Source organism: Clostridium sp. DMHC 10 (assembly GCF_001270375.1).
Classification (GTDB): Bacteria; Bacillota; Clostridia; order Clostridiales; family Clostridiaceae; genus Clostridium_S; species Clostridium_S guangxiense.
Map to the genome: position 1 here is coordinate 2,878,026 of NZ_LGVB01000015.1, position 17,360 is coordinate 2,895,385.

General features: G+C 29.9%; 11 protein-coding genes and 7 pseudogenes. 13 read left to right on the forward strand and 5 right to left on the reverse strand.

The features are described from left to right. Positions 1-7 precede the first annotated feature (7 nt). From AGR56_RS15855 to AGR56_RS15885, 7 genes and pseudogenes are all read left to right on the forward strand, one after another. Positions 8-847, forward strand: a complete 840-nt coding sequence (locus AGR56_RS15855) for an ABC transporter ATP-binding protein (RefSeq protein WP_053243030.1) — start codon at positions 8-10, stop codon at positions 845-847. Then, a pseudogene (locus tag AGR56_RS15860) lies at positions 804-1,555 on the forward strand (ABC transporter permease). Before AGR56_RS15855 ends, AGR56_RS15860 begins: the two are co-directional and overlap by 44 nt. A gap of 12 nt (positions 1,556-1,567) precedes the next feature. Next, positions 1,568-2,369, forward strand: a pseudogene (cysD, locus tag AGR56_RS15865) (sulfate adenylyltransferase subunit CysD). A 12-nt stretch (positions 2,370-2,381) separates the two neighbouring features. Next, a pseudogene (locus AGR56_RS15870) lies at positions 2,382-2,795 on the forward strand (GTP-binding protein); the annotation flags it as partial. A 189-nt stretch (positions 2,796-2,984) separates the two neighbouring features. After that, on the forward strand, positions 2,985-3,914 hold the full coding sequence (locus AGR56_RS15875) for a DMT family transporter (RefSeq protein WP_053243032.1): 930 nt from the start codon (positions 2,985-2,987) through the stop codon (positions 3,912-3,914). A 93-nt stretch (positions 3,915-4,007) separates the two neighbouring features. After that, positions 4,008-5,024, forward strand: a complete 1,017-nt coding sequence (locus tag AGR56_RS15880) for a YceG family protein (protein WP_053243033.1) — start codon at positions 4,008-4,010, stop codon at positions 5,022-5,024. Between the two features lie 180 nt (positions 5,025-5,204). Continuing rightward, a pseudogene (locus tag AGR56_RS15885) lies at positions 5,205-6,148 on the forward strand (toxic anion resistance protein). Positions 6,149-6,327: 179 nt separating this feature from the next. Here AGR56_RS15885 and AGR56_RS22205 read toward each other — a convergent pair. Genes AGR56_RS22205 through AGR56_RS15895 form a run of 4 tightly spaced genes read right to left on the reverse strand, consistent with a single transcriptional unit; the run spans position 6,328 to position 10,214 of the window. Then, the gene (locus tag AGR56_RS22205; RefSeq protein WP_242851495.1) at positions 6,328-7,179 is read right to left on the reverse strand and encodes a DEAD/DEAH box helicase; all 852 of its coding nucleotides are present in this window, start codon (positions 7,177-7,179) and stop codon (positions 6,328-6,330) included. A 40-nt stretch (positions 7,180-7,219) separates the two neighbouring features. Next, positions 7,220-8,935, reverse strand: coding sequence for an SNF2 helicase associated domain-containing protein (locus tag AGR56_RS22210; RefSeq protein ID WP_242851496.1), 1,716 nt, complete (start codon positions 8,933-8,935; stop codon positions 7,220-7,222). Beyond that, positions 8,932-9,573 (reverse strand): SWIM zinc finger family protein, encoded by a 642-nt coding sequence (locus tag AGR56_RS22215; protein WP_242851497.1) that lies wholly within the window; start codon positions 9,571-9,573, stop codon positions 8,932-8,934. Before AGR56_RS22215 ends, AGR56_RS22210 begins: the two co-directional genes overlap by 4 nt. An 11-nt stretch (positions 9,574-9,584) precedes the next feature. After that, the gene (locus AGR56_RS15895) at positions 9,585-10,214 is read right to left on the reverse strand and encodes a uracil-DNA glycosylase (protein WP_053243034.1); all 630 of its coding nucleotides are present in this window, start codon (positions 10,212-10,214) and stop codon (positions 9,585-9,587) included. A gap of 219 nt (positions 10,215-10,433) precedes the next feature. Here AGR56_RS15895 and AGR56_RS22220 point away from each other — a divergent pair. Both AGR56_RS22220 and AGR56_RS22225 read left to right on the forward strand, forming a co-directional pair. Then, positions 10,434-10,898: pseudogene (locus AGR56_RS22220) on the forward strand (tetratricopeptide repeat protein); the annotation flags it as partial. Positions 10,899-10,940: 42 nt separating this feature from the next. Beyond that, positions 10,941-11,465, forward strand: coding sequence for a tetratricopeptide repeat protein (locus AGR56_RS22225; protein ID WP_242851498.1), 525 nt, complete (start codon positions 10,941-10,943; stop codon positions 11,463-11,465). 180 nt (positions 11,466-11,645) lie between these two features. Here the strand turns inward: AGR56_RS22225 and AGR56_RS15905 are convergent, their stop codons facing one another. Further along, the gene (locus tag AGR56_RS15905; protein ID WP_053243036.1) at positions 11,646-12,161 is read right to left on the reverse strand and encodes a GNAT family N-acetyltransferase; all 516 of its coding nucleotides are present in this window, start codon (positions 12,159-12,161) and stop codon (positions 11,646-11,648) included. Between the two features lie 213 nt (positions 12,162-12,374). Here AGR56_RS15905 and AGR56_RS15910 point away from each other — a divergent pair. The 4 genes and pseudogenes from AGR56_RS15910 (at position 12,375) to AGR56_RS15925 (ending at position 17,287) form a co-directional block, all read left to right on the forward strand. Beyond that, positions 12,375-12,922 (forward strand): annotated as a pseudogene (locus AGR56_RS15910) (DUF4004 family protein). 53 nt (positions 12,923-12,975) lie between these two features. Continuing rightward, complete coding sequence (locus tag AGR56_RS15915; protein WP_053243037.1) at positions 12,976-13,761, forward strand: polymer-forming cytoskeletal protein; 786 nt, start codon at positions 12,976-12,978, stop codon at positions 13,759-13,761. 450 nt (positions 13,762-14,211) lie between these two features. Continuing rightward, entirely contained in the window at positions 14,212-15,255 is a 1,044-nt protein-coding gene (locus AGR56_RS15920; protein WP_053243038.1) for an alpha/beta hydrolase, read from the forward strand. 626 nt (positions 15,256-15,881) lie between these two features. Continuing rightward, positions 15,882-17,287: pseudogene (locus AGR56_RS15925) on the forward strand (amino acid permease). The last annotated feature ends 73 nt before the right edge of the window (positions 17,288-17,360 follow it).

Below are 17,360 nucleotides of genomic sequence, written 5' to 3' on the forward strand. Positions count from 1 at the left end.
TAGAAACTTGAGTATTGAAATAAAGGGTATAAGTAAAGATTTTATTTCAAAAGAAAAGACCACACATACTCTTGAAAGTATAGATCTTTCTATAAATGATGGAGAATTTGTATGTATACTTGGACCATCGGGCTGTGGAAAATCAACACTGTTAAATGTAATAGCAGGTCTTGAAGCGCCAAGTAGTGGAAAAGTTTATTTAGATGATGATGAAATAACAAAACCAGGACCTGATAGAGCATTTATGTTTCAAGATTCCGCACTATTTCCATGGCTTAAGGTAATAGATAATGTGGAATTTGGAATGAAGGTAAAAAATGTACCCAAGGAAGAAAGGCGAGAAAAGGCTTTAAAATATCTTAAGATGGTTCACCTTACGAAGTTTCAAAATTCATATATACACGAGCTTTCTGGTGGAATGAGGCAGAGAGTTGCTCTTGCAAGGGCATTAACCCTCGATTCAAAGGTACTGCTTATGGATGAACCATTTTCGGCACTTGATAGCCAAACTAAAAGTATACTTCAGCTTCAACTCCAAAATATATGGTGGGAAACTAAAAAAACCATAGTTTTTGTAACCCATAATGTAGAAGAAGCAGTGCTTCTTGCAGATAGAGTTGTCGTTATGTCAGCTAATCCAGGAAAAATAAAAAAGATATTTGATATAAAATTAGCAAGACCAAGAAAAGCGCAAAGTGTAGATCTTGCATATGTTTCAAATGAAGTTATGAAAGAACTTAAGGAGGAGGTTGAGAAAGTTGCAAAAGCTGAGTACGACAGTGATTGGAGTATTGAAAAAAGTGATGTTTTATATAATCCTAATAATGATATGGGAGCTGGTTTATAAGATTTTTGTTGATGTTTTAACTATATGGAAGCCATACACTTTTTCATCACCAGTTGAAGTTTTGAACACGCTTATAGGATTAATAAAAGATAATACTTTGTTTATAGCCATAATAACAAGCTTAAAAAGACTTGTTATAGGATATGTTATATCAATTTTAATTGGAGTTGCAATTGGACTTATTATCGTAAAATACAAGTATATTGATGAAAATTTAAGTCCTTTAATATTAGGTTTTCAAACTATACCAAGTGTATGCTGGATTCCATTTGCTATTCTTTGGTATGGAATTAATGAAAACACAATATTATTTGTTACTGTAATTGGTTCTATCTTTTCAATAGCTATATCAACAGAGTCCGGTATAAAGAATGTAAATCCAATTTATATTAAAGCGGCAAAAACCATGGGAGCAGGAGGAAGAAAGCTTTATTTTGATGTAATAATTCCTGCAGCTATGCCGCAAATAGTATCTGGAATGAAACAGGGATGGTCTTTTGCTTGGAGAGCACTTATGGCTGGAGAAATGCTGTCAGGTACTAAAGGATTAGCCAAGTACTTATGGCAGGAAGAGATTTAGGAGATATAAGTCAAGTAATGGCAGTTATGATTGTAATAGTTGCTTTTGGACTTGTTTTTGATAAATTGCTGTTTGGGAAAATTGAACAAAATGTTAGATATAAATGTGGTCTTGAAAATAAGAATTAGGAGGAATTTAAAATGGATCATTTAGATAGATTGGAAGCAGAAAGTATTTATATTTTGAGAGAAGCGTATAAGCATTTTGGAAAGCTTGGAATGCTGTGGTCTATAGGAAAGGACTCAACCGTTATGCTTTGGCTTGCACAAAAAAGCTTTTTTTGGTAACTGTCCTTTTCCGCTTATACATGTTGATACTAAAAGGAAGATACCAGAAATGATTGAATTTAGAGATGAAGTTGCTAAAAAGTATAATCTTAATCTCATAGTTCATACAAATTGGGATGCAATCAATAGTGGAATGGGGCCAGAAAAAGGAAGATTGGAATGCTGCAAGGCTTTAAAAAGTGAAGGACTTCAGCAAGTTATAGACAAGTATAAATTTGAAGGTCTTATTGTTGGAATAAGAAGAGATGAAGAGGGGTCTAGATCAAAAGAAAGGGTATTTAGTGAAAGAAATGCTGAATCTGAATGGGATTATACAGATCAGCCGCCTGAGCTTTGGGACCAGTTTAAAACTGATTTTAAAAAAGGGAACCATATAAGAATTCATCCATTACTTGGTTGGAATGAAATAGATATATGGGAATACATTAAGAGAGAAAATATCCCTGTAGTAAGTTTATATTTTGCTAAGGATGGAAAGAGGTACAGAAGTCTTGGGTGTGCGCCTTGTACGTCACCTATAACTTCCAATGCTTCTAATCTTGATGAAATTATTGAAGAACTTAAGAATACTAATGAAACTGAGAGAAGTGGTAGAGCACAGGATAAAGCAGATCCACATGCGCTCGAAAAGCTTAGAAAACATGGATATATGTAGGAGGGGAAAATAATGAGCAGTGGAAGAGAAAATTTAAATATAGTAGTTGTTGGACATGTGGATCACGGTAAATCTACCTTAATAGGAAGACTTCTTTATGATACTAAGGCACTTTCAGATGGAGCCATTGAAAAAGTGAAAAAAATATCTAAAGAAGAGGGTAAAAATTTCGAGTACGCATTTCTTCTTGATGCTTTTGAAGAAGAGCAGAGACAGGGAATAACAATAGATATAACCATGATTCAATTTTTTACTAAAAAAAAAAAGAGATTATGTGATAATTGATGCTCCTGGGCATAAAGAGTTTTTAAAAAAATATGATATCAGGTGCAGCTAGCGCAGAAGCAGCAATTTTAGTTGTTGATGCTAAGGAAGGAATACAAGAGCAGTCAAAAAAGACATGGATATATTTTATCTCTTTTAGGATAAAAAAAAAAAAAAGGTTTATGTTGCTGTAAATAAAATGGATACCCGGGGTTTGGGCTCTGCCCATTATCCTTCTAGAACTCAAAGCAACCACTTTTTTTAAATAACCACTTAGATTTATTAATTTTATTTAATATTCCAAAATACTGTTACTTCGCAATATTTTTAAATGGCGAAAGGATGTTTAGATTGGACACTAAAAAATTTTTAACAAATAAAAAAATCATAATCATACTCGCAACCATATGCTGCTTATTATGGGGAAGTGCCTTTCCTGGAGTTAAAAGTGGATATTCTCTTTTTAAAATAACAGCTAATGATATCCCTTCAAAATTTGTTTTTGCAGGATATAGATTTACACTGGCTGGTATTATTGTACTTATTATAGCAGTTATAAGTGGAAAAAACATACTAATACTTAATAAAAAAAATATATTACAAATTATTATACTTGGCTTAACACAAACTACTATACAATACGTATTTTTTTACATAGGTTTAGGTTATACTACAGGTTCAAAAGGTTCAATTGTTAATGCCACGCTCACTTTTTTCAGTATTATACTTGCACATTTTATATATAGGAACGACAGGTTAAATTTCAACAAGGTAATTGGATGCACATTAGGGTTTATTGGAGTAATTGCTGCCAATCTTTCTTCTGATGTATTGAAACTTTCTTTTTCTTTTAAAGGTGAAGGTCTTGTAATGCTCTCTGCTTTTGCGGCTTCCGCTTCCAGTATATATGGAAAGAAAATAACTCAATCTCTTGACTCTATAATAGTGACAGGCTATCAACTTTTCATAGGTGGTTCTATTTTGACTGCACTAGGCTTATTAAATAGAGGAAGCTTATCAACTTTTACACCAGAATCAACCTTACTCTTATTTTATCTTGCAATTTTATCTTCAACTGCTTTTTCAATATGGACAGCGCTTTTAAAATACAATAAAGTTGGTTTTGTATCAATGTTTAACTTCCTGGTGCCTGTTTTTGGGGTGCTTTTATCTGCAATTATATTAAAAGAAAATATCTTTGATATAAAAAACTTAGTAGCATTAATTCTGATTTGCATTGGAATAATATTAGCTAACAGTGAAAAAGCTTATTCAAATTAATGTTTATCTTATATATTATAATTTGTTTTTTTTGATATAATGTTAATAATAAAAATATGAGCAACTATATTTATTTGGGGAGGAAATTGGCGAATGTCCGGTTTAAACGAAGAAAATAATGAATTTCATAATCAAAGAACAGAAACAGACGCATTTCGTGCAACTGAAGAATTTAAAAAGATGTTCCACGATAATGAATCATTTTGTTATGAGCCATGGCAATTTGCAGATTATGAAGTTTGTGCTGATACTTTAAAAACTACATATGACGAAATAAACATATGGGGAAAACAAGAGGCAGTTATAAGACCTGGTTGGAAGGTTTCAAAAGACAATAGCAAGGTTTATATTCCAAATTTATTTTCTAAAATAAGTGGAATATATCAAGATACCATTCAATACAGGGAAGATATAAGCGCACTTTTAGAACAAGACAATACTTTGTTTTTCAAGCATTTTCCTTTGTTTCATATAAAAAAACATAGTAGTATGTCTAAAACTTATTCATCGCTTTTAGATAAAAAAGGTCTGGTAAGTAAAAATAAACTTATTACATCTAAGTACTGGAAATACTCAAACTTAAAGCCTGGTCTTCAAGAAAACATAGCCGAAAAAATAATAGAATTTTGCAAGCTTCCTGATTTTTGGAAATATAAGCATTTCAATACAAATGTAAAATTATCTGTAATGGATAAAATATCAACTTTTTTAACATGTATAGATGATAAGTCAGCAAGAGATGAATTTATCATGAAAGTAGCTACACTGAATGTCTTAATGAATCTTGACGTTAAGCTTCTTAATTTACTCCAAAACTTTGATTATCCTCTTCATGTTCCTAAAATAATAGTATTTAATAATTATAAAAGTGGTCATTTTTCTTTTTCCGATGCTGTAAGCCTCATGTTTATGAATTCAATGGGGGTTGACATACTGATTTATAATCCAGGAGCCACAAGTGACATTGAAAATTTTGTGAAAGATGGTTATTTCGACATTCATAAACTTCAGTTTACAAATTCAAATTTTAAATACAAAAGAGTAAACTTTTTTATAAGATGGATAAGAAAACTTCGTGCTAAAAAGAAACTCTTAAAGGAGATGAAATAATTGAGATTCAAAGAGGAAAATTCAGTTTACAATAACGCAGTTCCAGAAAACAATGAAATTCCTAATGATACTAAAAGAGAAATGGAAGAAAAACTCGAAAATATAAAGAAGGAATTAAAAAATTCACCTGAAGTAATTCAAATTTCAAAAAAATTAGATGTTTCTAATATTAACGCAATAATGGAATTTGGAAGCGAACCTGCATCTGAAATTTCAAAGTTCTCAGATAAAATATTAAACACCATGAAAGTCAGCAGTGTAGAAAATTCTGGTGCTCTATTAAAAGACTTACAGTTATTATGAAAAGATTTGATAAAGAGGAATTAGAGGAAAAGCCAGAAAGTTTCTTCTCTCGTATTTTTAATTCCAGCAAAAAAACAATACAAAGCATTTTAAGTAAATATCAAAGCCTTGGAGGAGAAATTGATAAAATTTATTCAAGAATAACTTCCTATAAATCAGAAATAGAAAAAACAAATAAAATGCTTGAAGAAATGTTTTCTCAGAATTTTAATTATTATACAGAACTAGAAAAATATTGTGCTGCCTGTGAGCTTGCAATAAATGAGATACAAAATGAGGATTTACCTTACTATGAAGAAAAAGCTGCCTCCGGGACTCCAGATGACAATTTAAAGCTTCAGGAAATTAAATACTCACTTGAAATGCTGAACCAAAGACTTTATGATCTCAATATGGCAAAAGTTGTATCACTTCAAACAGCTCCACAAATAAGAACAATACAAAAAGGAAATTACAAACTTATAGGTAAGATTCATTCTGCCTTTATAGTTACAATTCCTGTATTTAAAAATGGTCTTATACAAGCAGTTACCTTAAAAAGACAAAAACTTGTTGCTAAATCCATGGAAGCTCTTGATAATGCAACAAATGAGCTACTTTTAAAAAATGCTCAAAATTTAAAAGATCAAAGTATAGATATAGCAAAATTAACTGGTGCTCCGTCTATAAAAATAGAAACCCTTGAAAATACTTGGAAAATTATAATGGATGGAATAAATGAAACAGAAAAAATAGAAGAGGAAAATAAAAAACTTAGAAAAGAAGGCATGGAAAAGCTAAATAAGCTTCAAGTCGAATATATGGAAAAGGTGAATAAGTAGTACTGCAACGCTTTAAATAAAATTAATAAATGTAAGGGGTACATTTTAAAAAGGCTTAGAAAATGTACCCCTTACATTTATAAAAATTTTATTTAAATATAGCTTATCATTTTTCATTTTTTCCTTAATTGCCATAATAGCCTTCATACTTTTCAAACAATCTTCACCTATGTTTTTACTTATGCAAGTATATCTCTAAGCTCATCTTCAGTTATTTTGGAAAGTATATTTTTATCACTGTTTTTATCATTTATTACATCGTTTATTATTTTTTTCTTTTTTTCTTGAAGATCATATATTTTCTCCTCAATAGTTCCTCTCGCTATAAGTTTTATAACCTCTACGCTTTTCTTCTGACCAATTCTATGAACTCTATCGGAAGCTTGTTCTTCTACCGCTGGATTCCACCATGGATCAAAATGAATAACCACATCTGCTCCTGTAAGATTGAGTCCTGTTCCACCAGCTTTTAAAGATATTAAAAATACATCTCCAACACCATTATTAAAATTCATTACAATGTCTGTTCTATCCTTAATATTAGTCTGTCCATCAAGGTACATATATTTAATCTTATCATTTTTAAGCATTTTACCTATAGCTTTAAGTACCGTGGTAAATTGAGAAAATATAAGTATTCTATGATTATTATTTATACTTTCCTCTAAGATATCATGAAGCGCTAAAATTTTCCCACTTTTCCCATCAAAATTTTCAATAAAAGATGATGGATTGCAGCATATTTGCCTAAGGCGCGTTAAAAGTGACAAAATTGAAAATTTGCTTTTATTAAATCCATTTTCATTTATCTCACGCTCTATTTCGCGCTTTGTATTAGTTAAATATGAAGCATAAACTTTTTTCTGTTCTTCAGTCATTTCAACAATAACCTTATGCTCTATCTTAGGTGGAAGCTCTTTTATTACATCTTTCTTTAATCTTCTTAATATAAAAGGCTGTATATGCTTAGATAATTCTTTTAGTACTTTTTGATTTTTGTCCTTTATTATAGGCACTTCATATTTCTTCATGAATTTAGAATGGCTTAAAAGATATCCAGGCATTATAAAATCAAAAAATAGACCAAAGCTCAGTAAGAGAGTTTTCCATAGGAGTTCCCGTAAGTGCAAAATAATTTCTCGCTTTTATTCTTTTCACTGATTTTGCATTAATAGAATTTGGATTTTTTATTTGCTGCGCTTCATCTAAAAAACAGTATTTAAAATTTATTTTTTCATAATCATCTATATCATTTCTTATTAGTGGATAAGAGGTTAATAACACATCATATTCCAAGGCATTTTTTAAGAGTTCCTCTCTTTCAGTCTTACTTCCTATAACAACTAAAGTTTTTAAACTAGGAGAAAATTTTTCTATTTCATTCTTCCAGTTATATACTAAAGAAGTAGGCGATATTACAATAAATGGGCATCCTTTTTCGATTTCAGAAGTAATAAAAGCTATAGTTTGAATTGTTTTTCCAAGGCCCATTTCATCTGCAAGTATTCCTCCAAACCCGCCTACTGTAAGCGTTTGAAACCAATTAAATCCAACTTTTTGGTATCGTCTTAATATTTTTGAAAATTCTTTTGGAAGCTTGCTATTTGCCTTTTTTATTTCCTTTATAGAACTTACTATTTTATTAAACTCACTGCTTTTTTGAAAAAAACTTAGATTTGATTTTTCCAGTGCATTATCAATATAAAAAGCATTATATTTAGAAAGTTTTACATTTTCGTTAGAAAGCTCAGAATAATTAATATCAAGATATTCCATGAAATTTGCAATATCTCTTATAGTGTCATTGTCTAAAGAAACGATACCACCTTTTTTTAATCTATAATATTTCTTTTTAAGCTTAAGTGCTTCGAAAACATCTTTAAGTTCAGCTTTGTCAACACCTTCTATATCAAAAGAAATCTCAAGGAAATTTTGATCATTAATTCTTATTCCACCTCTATAACTATTTGGTGAATATATTTTTAAATTTTTAAGACTATGCGAATAAAAAACTTGAGACATATTCTGAAGTTTTTCAAGTCCATCAATAAAAAAATCTATTGTTTGTTCTTCAGAATTATTTATATAACTTTCTCCGTACTTTTGAAAACCATAATTTTCAAACAATTTCATTATATTAAGTTCTTTATCTACATCTCTAATAAAAATCTCATCTTTTTCCGACTCTTTAATTTTACTCCTTCTAAGCGGATTTATACTTAGTTCATTGTATTTAAACTTTATATTTACAATTATACAGTCATTAAGTTTATCAAGAAAAACTTCTGCATTTAAAGGTACTTTAACGAGTTTCTCTTTTAAACTCTTATTTACGTTAAGCTTGATATTAATTTTATTAAGCATAGTAATAATATACGATATAACCTCATTAGCACGATTTCCACTTAGTTTTATATTCTCCCCATTTTTTTCAAATTCTTCATAAAAAGGTTCAAATACATCCCTGCTTTTTTCATCTATGCTATAAATACATCCATCATAGAAAATAATATCGTGACTACTATTTAAAAACACAGGCATTTCTCCATCAATACCTACTTCAATCGTTTTTTCGCTTTCATTCAAATGCATCTTAAGTTCCGGAAAAATACATTTTATTTTAATATTAGAATACTGAACTTTATCAATTACTGCATCAAATTTCCTGTTTTCCATTATTCTAAAAAATTGCTTAAGATTAATTTCTGAAAGATAGATTTTTTTACCACTTATAGTTCCTGTTAAATCTTGAAAACTTTCATATTCACTTAAATAAATTTCCTTCAAAAATTAATTAAATCCTTATCTTCATCTTTTATATAATACTTTTTAGGATTATAAGTAAATTTTTTGCCATATTCTATTACTTCTTGTTTTCTTGTAATTGCCTTTAAAAATTGTTCTACATCTTTTACAATATATAATTTATCCTCACCTATTTTAAATTCAATAGAAGATTTTTTAGTATTTACTTGTGAATATTCATATTTCACTTCAATATTCAAAGGTTTCCCAGAAGCATTATCATCTAAAATAGAATTCTTAAGCTTTCCAATAAACTTTTTGGTATACACATCTTTTGAACCTTCAATTACCTGTTCTTTATCCCTTGCATACTTTATAAGTACCGCTGCTATATGCTCACATATGTTATCATTACTGTGCTTTTTTTTAACATCCATGCAGTCACAACTTATAGAAACTATACCTGTCTTATCATTAAACAGTATAAATACATTGTGAATGATAGAATTATTATCCTTAACTTCAGCATTGATATTAGTAAAATTGGCATTATACAGTGGATTAAAATGTCTTTTTATTTGTACATTATTAACCATAGAATTTTCATAATATTTAACAGCTTCCTTATAACATTCATCGCTAGCCCAATACTTTACTGTTATATCACTAATGTCAAACAAACTGACTCACCTCATAATTCATCATATTTGACCTTAATTTTTTTTAAATCCTCCCAAAATACTTTTTTCTTACTTTCATCTCTAAAAAGTGCAGCAGGATGAAATGTCGACATAATATATAATCCATTAAATTCTATCCACTTTCCTCTATCCCTTGTAATTCTCATTTCTCTACTTTTACTTGCAATTTTCCATTCCTCTGGTATGCTATCTTCGCTTAAGCTATCACAAAATTTTATAAATATAGGTTCCATCAAATATTTCATTGCTGTTGCCCCTAAACATACCACAATTTTAGGTTTTATAAGTGCAAACTGATTTCTAAGATAAGTAATACATTCTCTAGCCTCATCTTCATATGGCGTCCTGTTTTTTTCTGGTCTGCACTTGCATATATTGGCTATGTAATAATCATTTTCCCTTGTAATATTTAAGGCTGTTAACCCCTTTGTCAAAAGCTGTCCTGCTCTTCCCACAAAAGGTCTTCCAAGTCTATCTTCATCTGCTCCAGGTGCTTCCCCTACAAACAATATCTTTGCTTTTAAATTTCCTTCTCCAAACACCATATTTGTTCTTTTATTTCCAAGTTCACATTTATGACAATTCAAACATTCATTATATAATTCTTTCCAACCAAACACTTTTTACACACCCTTCAAAAAACATTGCAATTTAACTTTAGTATACCATAATTAATATCTTAAAACAGCCATGCCATTGATTAAGTAAACGTTTGATATAAATATACTTTTAATATATAATTAAAGTATATTTATATCAAAAAAATATATTTTTGGGGGTGGTCTTTATGCGCCATAAAAAAATTTTCATTTTGCATTTTAATTATTTTTACAATTGCCATTCTTTCATCATGCACATCAGTAAGCGAAAACTATTTAAAAAAAGGAGATACTGCCACCGCTAATAAAAAATATAATGATGCCATTAACTATTATTCAAAAGCTATAAATGCAGATAAAACAAATACAAAAGCTTTTGTTAATAAAAGTTATGTATTAATATTAGATGAACAATATGCCAACGCTATTTCTTGTGCAGAAAGTGCCATAAAACTCAATCCAAAATATGGTGAAGCTTATGCATATAAAGGTTTAGCTTTATTTAAACAGCAGAATAATGCCAATGCAATTAAATATTTTGATAAATCAATAGAACTTGGATATAAAAGTGCTGAAATCTATAATGAAAAAGGAGTATGCTTAACTCTTTCTAATAAATATTCCTTAGCAATAAACTCCTTTGACGAAGCTCTAAAATTAAATCCTAAATTTTCTAGTGCATTAGTCAATAAAGCTTCATGTCTTGTGTATCTTGGCAAATATGATGATGCAAATAAAGTCTTTGATATGGCCTTAAGTATTGACAAAAACAGTGTAAAAATTTACAACGAAAAAGGGTTATCCTTTAAACTTGCCAAAAGGTATGATGATGCAATTGCTGCTTTTGATAAGGCAATTTCATTATCCACAAAAGATCCTATCTTATACTACAATAAGGGACTAGCTTTGTATGCCAAAGAAAGTTATCCAGAGGCCATACAGTGTTTTGATAAAGCTATTTCATTTAATTCAAAATATTCAAATGCCTATGATGCTAAAGGATTATGTTTAGCTTCTATGGGGAAAGATAATGATGCAATAATAGAATATGATAAAGCTATAAAAACTGATCCTAATAATAGTTATGCCTATAATGATAAAGCTTGTTCTTTAGTTAATTTAAACAAGCTTCAGGATGCTTTACCTTATTACAATAAGGCGCTTAACATCGCTCCCAATTCAAAAGAAATATATAGAAACAAAGGTTCACTTCTTCAAATGCTTGGAAAAGAAAAAGAGGCCCAAGAATGTTTTGCAAAGGCCGGGGATTAATCGTTCTCCTCATGAGATGCTAAGTTTCAATAACTAATTTTATTACAAGCTTTTTTCATACATATACTATTATAATTTCCGGCATATGCTTTATAATTTTATATTTTGGCATATCCGGAATTTTTACTGTCTGTTTTTATCATTTCTAAATTTATTTCATGTGCCCCCCATATAAATATCTTATTCTGTAGTTCTAATTACATATTTATATAAGTTTTCATTTTCTTCTTTATCAAAAATAGTACCTAATAGCCTACCATTATTTTTTTCTATAATCTTTCTTGAAGCTGTATTTTCTACGTTACAAGTCACTATCACATCTTTTATCCCTATTTTTTCAGCTTCCCTCAAGGCTAATTTAAGAATTTGAGTGCCATAGCCCTTCTTTCTGTAAATTGGCGATATATCATATCCTATATGACCTGCACCTTCCACTTCTTCATGCCTAACTCTCGTTACTCCAACAACTTCATTATTATCAATTAACCAAAAGGTTGAAGTATTAACAAATCCATCCTTCAAGTCTATACCTTTAATCCAATTATTTAGGTACTTTAAATATCCATCAAAATTCTGTAAAGCTTGTTTATACATACTGAAATAATAAGTTTCACCAGCCTCTCTATATGCAATAACATATTTTTCAAAGCTTTTTTTATATTTTATATCTGGCTTAGCTAAAAATAAATCTGTCATAGACAATCACACCCCTTTTTATAGATAGACAATCTGTATGATGCTTTTAATTATAATATTAATCTAAATATATACAACAAATTATATAATTTTATTTTAATATTTTTAGCATTTTTATTTACAGCGTAACAATGTTATGTTACACTAAGTTTAAAAGGAGGCAAAAAAATGGATGAAGATAATTTAATATCAAAAAAAGAATTACTTGACCTCATGAGTATATCCTATGGTCAATTATATAGATGGAAACGCAAAGAACTTATACCTGAAGATTGGTTTATAAAAAAATCTTCCTTCACAGGACAAGAAACTTTCTTTCCTAGAGATAAAATAATCGATAGAATAAAAAAATTAAAGACCTGAAAGATGATGCTTCTCTAGATGATTTAGCTAATTTATTTTCAAATAAAGCTGCTGAGATTAAATTAAGCTATGAAAACTTACTTAGTCAAAACATTATTACAAATGAAACCTTGAATATATGTAAAGAATTACTGCCAAAAATTCATGAGTTATCCTTTGAAGAAGTTCTTTATATGTATATATGCGATAAATTTTTATTATCAGGTAATATATCGCTTGACGAAAGTAAGACTCTCTTTAATACTCTTATGAAAAATTATTTAACCTTTAATGATGAAGATTTTGACGTAATTTTTATAAGAAAAATGGGAGTAGGCTTTTGCATTTTATGCTCTGCTAAAAATAAATTTTATATAGAGGATTTTGCAAAAAGTTATTATGAATTTAAATATTGCTAAATGTGTTGAAGAGTTAAAATTGAAATTGAAATAAGTATATGGAGGTTTTAGTCATGGAGAATGAAAGAAGAAATTTAAAATTATCTGGTGCTGGAATTGCTAACGGAGGTTTTTATAATGAGGTTAAATTAAGTGGTGGATGCAAAATTAACGGCGACATTGATTGCAATTTTATGAAAACCAGTGGTGCTTGCAATGTTAAAGGAAATATTACTTCAAAACAATTATTAACCTCTGGCAGCTTTAGTGAAACAGGTAACATAGATACTGAAATTTTTAAAAGCAGCGGTTCATCAAAAATTGATGGCAATTTAAAAGGCGATGAGGTTACTATAAGCGGCAGTGGTAGTGTTTATGGTGATATAAAGGTTTCTAAACTAAATATATCGGGGGGTTTTAAAACAGATGGTAAAATTAGCGGAGGAGAAATAAAGCTATCTGGAGGTGTAAAAATCGAAAAAGACTGTGAATGCGATAAATTTTTCTCTAAAGGCAGCTTTAACATCGGTGGTACTTTAAATGCAGATGAAATAAATATAACAATATATGATTATTGCTCTGCAGAGGAAATTGTAGGACAAAATATAGATATTAGATACTCTTCAGATATTTCCTCTTCAATATTTCACATTATTAAAGATATGCTTTCAAGCTCATCAAATAGTCTTACAGCTCAAACCATAGAAGGTGACAACATTTATCTTGAGCATACCACTGCCAAAATAGTTCGTGGAAATAAAATAACCATTGGCGACAACTGTAATATTGATAAAATTGAATATAAAGATGATTTAGATTTAACTGGCAATTCTAAAATAGGTTCTAAAACACAAATATAATATAGACTTTTACCATATATATTTTACAATTACAAATTATATGATAATATGTATTTTATTTAAAAATCATATAGAAAATTTCTATTATTTATACGTAAAGTAAAATTTAAAATCCGTATAAGAATTAATTAAAATAATAAAACAATATTAACTGACAGTTTTGCAAGAGTAAACACAAGAGAGTTTAAAAATTAGCAACTTCATTTAATAAATAGAGGCTCTTGATAGTTTTGTGTGATTAACATATTTGTTATTGAACTATTACTGGAAATTTAGCTTTTTCAGTAATAGTTTATTATTTTTGGGTGTATCATCATTTTTTCTTATCATAGTTTCTACTCTCATCCTTTTCATTCCTTGTACTCTACCTCTTAATTTTTATATGTATATTAATAATCATCTAGTAAAAATACATAAGTATAAGATTCATATAATTCGGAGGTAGCAAAAGTGAAAAAATTTCTTAAAATATTTTTGGTTATCGTAGTTATACTTACTGTAATTTGCTTTTTTTTTATTAGGAATTTAGCTGAAACTGGCCATGGAAAGCTTAATACATATGTTGCATTAAATTTACAGTTAAATAAGCTACTCAATCCCAAGCCAAGCAATAATTATAGTTCAATAAAAGGAACTAGAAAATACCTAGACAGTCAATCAAACAAATCGGATACTACTATACCATTTTCCAATATCAAAAATACTGTTATAAATATAAACTCTTACAAAATTCCTGTACGTATATATACGCCTCAAGGTAAAGGTAAATTTCCTATAATTATTTACTCTCACGGGGGCTTCTGGATTGCAGGAAGTGTTAATACTCATGACAGCGTTTGTAGAAAACTTTCCAAAAACACAAATGCAATTGTAATATCTGTGAATTATCGTCTTGCTCCTGAAAATCCTTTTCCAGCTGCTGTCAATGATATATACTCTGTCCTTCAATGGACTTATAAAAACGCAGAAAGCATAAATGGAGATAGAAACCGTATTGCTATTGCAGGAGATAGTTCAGGTGGAAATCTTTCTGCGGCTGTTTCCTTAATGGCAAGAGATAAGAATGGTCCTCCTATAGCTTGTGAGGCTCTAATATATCCACCTACAAATATCTATAAATTAAATAGTAATTCTTGGTCTTATTATGCTAATAGTGCTAAACTATCTATACAAGATATGGAAAAATATATATCATTATATGTACCAAGGAAAGAAGACAGAAAAAATCCTTATGCTTCTCCTCTTTTAGCTAAAGATTTTAGAAAATTACCAGATACGCTTATCATAGTAGCGGAAATTGATCCTCTTCATGGTGAAGATATTGCCTATGCCAATAAACTAAAAAATGCAGGAATTAAAGTAAAAGTTAATGTATATAAAGGTGTTCCTCATGGTTTTATCACAATGAGTAAAATTACAAATAAATCAAATGAAGCCTTAAACGACATCTGTTCTTATATACGAAAGGAATTTCAAATATCTAAATATAGATAGACAAACTGGAATTTGTCGAGCTGAGTGAAGGGTTTTAATTCGCCCTGCTCATTAAAAAACTAACTTTTTCACTTATGTGAAAAGTGAAGGGTTTGACATAGCTTTGCTTGTCAAAGGTGAAGGTTTTTGCCACGGCAAAAGGTTAAGGAATATTTTTCTCCGTTTCTCTACGAAAAATAAATAATTTAAATACGTTAAAGATTTTCCGTAGGGAAACGGAGGAAAATCAACCTTAGCTTTTTATTGAAGATTGGTACAATAAAAGAAGGATACATGGAAGTATTGGATATATAACTCCTCAACAATGTGAGGAGCTATCAAGAAAAATTGCATAAAAAGTTCGACTTTTTTGTGTCTAAAATATTGACATCGATCCAAAATCCACCTTCACTGTACTCTGCACTTTGTACTCTGTGCTCTGAATCAACTTCCAGTTTATCGGGGTGAATTTGATAGTGCTAATCTTAATATTCCAAGTTGTCTATCTATAGTGATTTTTAAATAAAATGTCTTCCGTAAAAATACAAAAAGCCTAAAATTGTGGTATTATATTACTGAAGCAATAAACAAATGTCTATGTGGAATAAACAATTTGCTAATTGACATTTTGAGAGGAGACATTTTAAATGGAAGAAAAAGAGTTATCACGAGGATTAAAAGCACGTCATATTGAATTGATTGCGCTGGGTGGAACAATTGGAGTAGGCTTGTTCATGGGTTCAGCTAGTACGATTAAATGGGCTGGACCATCAGTACTGCTTGCGTATGGAGTAGCTGGAATTGCTATGTACGTAATTATGAGAATTATGGGAGAAATGCTTTATTTGGAACACTGGCGGGATCTTTTGCAAATTATGCTAATAAATACATATCTCACTTAGCTGGATATATGACAGCATGGTGTTATTGGTTTATGTGGGTAGCTATTGGTATGTCAGAAATCACTGCCATAGGAATTTATGTGAATTATTGGTTTCCAGGCTTACCATCTTGGATTCCTGCTTTAATTGGTTTGATCATTATATCCGCTGCAAATATGGCTTCAGTTAAATTTTATGGAGAATTTGAATTTTGGTTTTCTTTAATTAAGGTTGTTACTATTATAGCTATGCTCATAGTAGGATTTGGTTTGATTTTTTTTGGCTTTGGCAATCATGGAACAGCTATTGGATTAAAAAATCTTACAGCGCATGGGGGCTTCTTTGCTGGTGGATGGAAAGGTTGGCTATTCGCATTGTGTATGGTAACAGCATCATATCAAGGGGTAGAACTTATAGGTATAACTGCTGGCGAGGCACAGGACCCTAAAAACACCCTAATAAAAGCGACGAAAAATATTATTTGGCGTATACTCATTTTCTATGTTGGTGCTATATTTGTAATTGTAACTATTTATCCATGGAATAAAATTGGTACTCTTGGAAGTCCATTTGTTTTGACTTTTTCTAAAATTGGAATTACTGCTGCTGCGGGCATTGTTAATTTTGTGGTGCTTACGGCTGCAATGTCTGGATGTAACAGCGGAATTTATAGCTGTGGTCGTATGCTTTATACCTTGTCAAAAAATGGTCAGGCACCTAAATTTCTTGGTAAATTAAACAAAGATGGTGTGCCAGCTAACGCTATTAAAGCAACTTTGATTTGTTTACTTATTGGTGTAATTTTAAATTATATCTGTCCAAATTCTAAATTGTTTGTTTATATTTACAGTTCTAGTGTTTTTCCAGGCATGATTCCTTGGATTGTTTTATGCATTAGCCAAATAAAATTTAGAAAAGAGCATGCAGAGGAAATGGCAGAACATCCATTTAAATCAAAGTTCTTTCCATATGCTAACTATATTGTGGTTGGGTATCTTTGCTTAGTTTTAGTTGGTATGTGTATTAACTCTACAACACAGATGTCTTTATTAATTGGAGCTTTGTTTTGTGCGGTTGTTACTATAGGTTATTTTGTTTTTGGTATTTATAAAAAGAATAATCTTAAAACAGAAGAATTTGAAGATAAAAAATTATTGGGCGAGGAAAGATAATTTCAATTTGTGTAAATATTAAAATTTATTCATAAGTTAAAGGAAAATTCATAAAAATACAGAATTAATAGTA

What these genes read in the sequence shown, in the direction of transcription:
- AGR56_RS22225 (WP_242851498.1), top strand. Translation starts at nt 10,941, where the DNA reads ATGGCCTTAAGTATTGACAAAAACAGTGTAAAAATTTACAACGAAAAA.
- AGR56_RS15905 (WP_053243036.1), bottom strand. Translation starts at nt 12,161, where the DNA reads ATGACAGATTTATTTTTAGCTAAGCCAGATATAAAATATAAAAAAAGC.
- AGR56_RS22205 (WP_242851495.1), bottom strand. Translation starts at nt 7,179, where the DNA reads ATGAAGAAATATGAAGTGCCTATAATAAAGGACAAAAATCAAAAAGTA.
- AGR56_RS15915 (WP_053243037.1), top strand. Translation starts at nt 12,976, where the DNA reads ATGGAGAATGAAAGAAGAAATTTAAAATTATCTGGTGCTGGAATTGCT.
- AGR56_RS15880 (WP_053243033.1), top strand. Translation starts at nt 4,008, where the DNA reads ATGTCCGGTTTAAACGAAGAAAATAATGAATTTCATAATCAAAGAACA.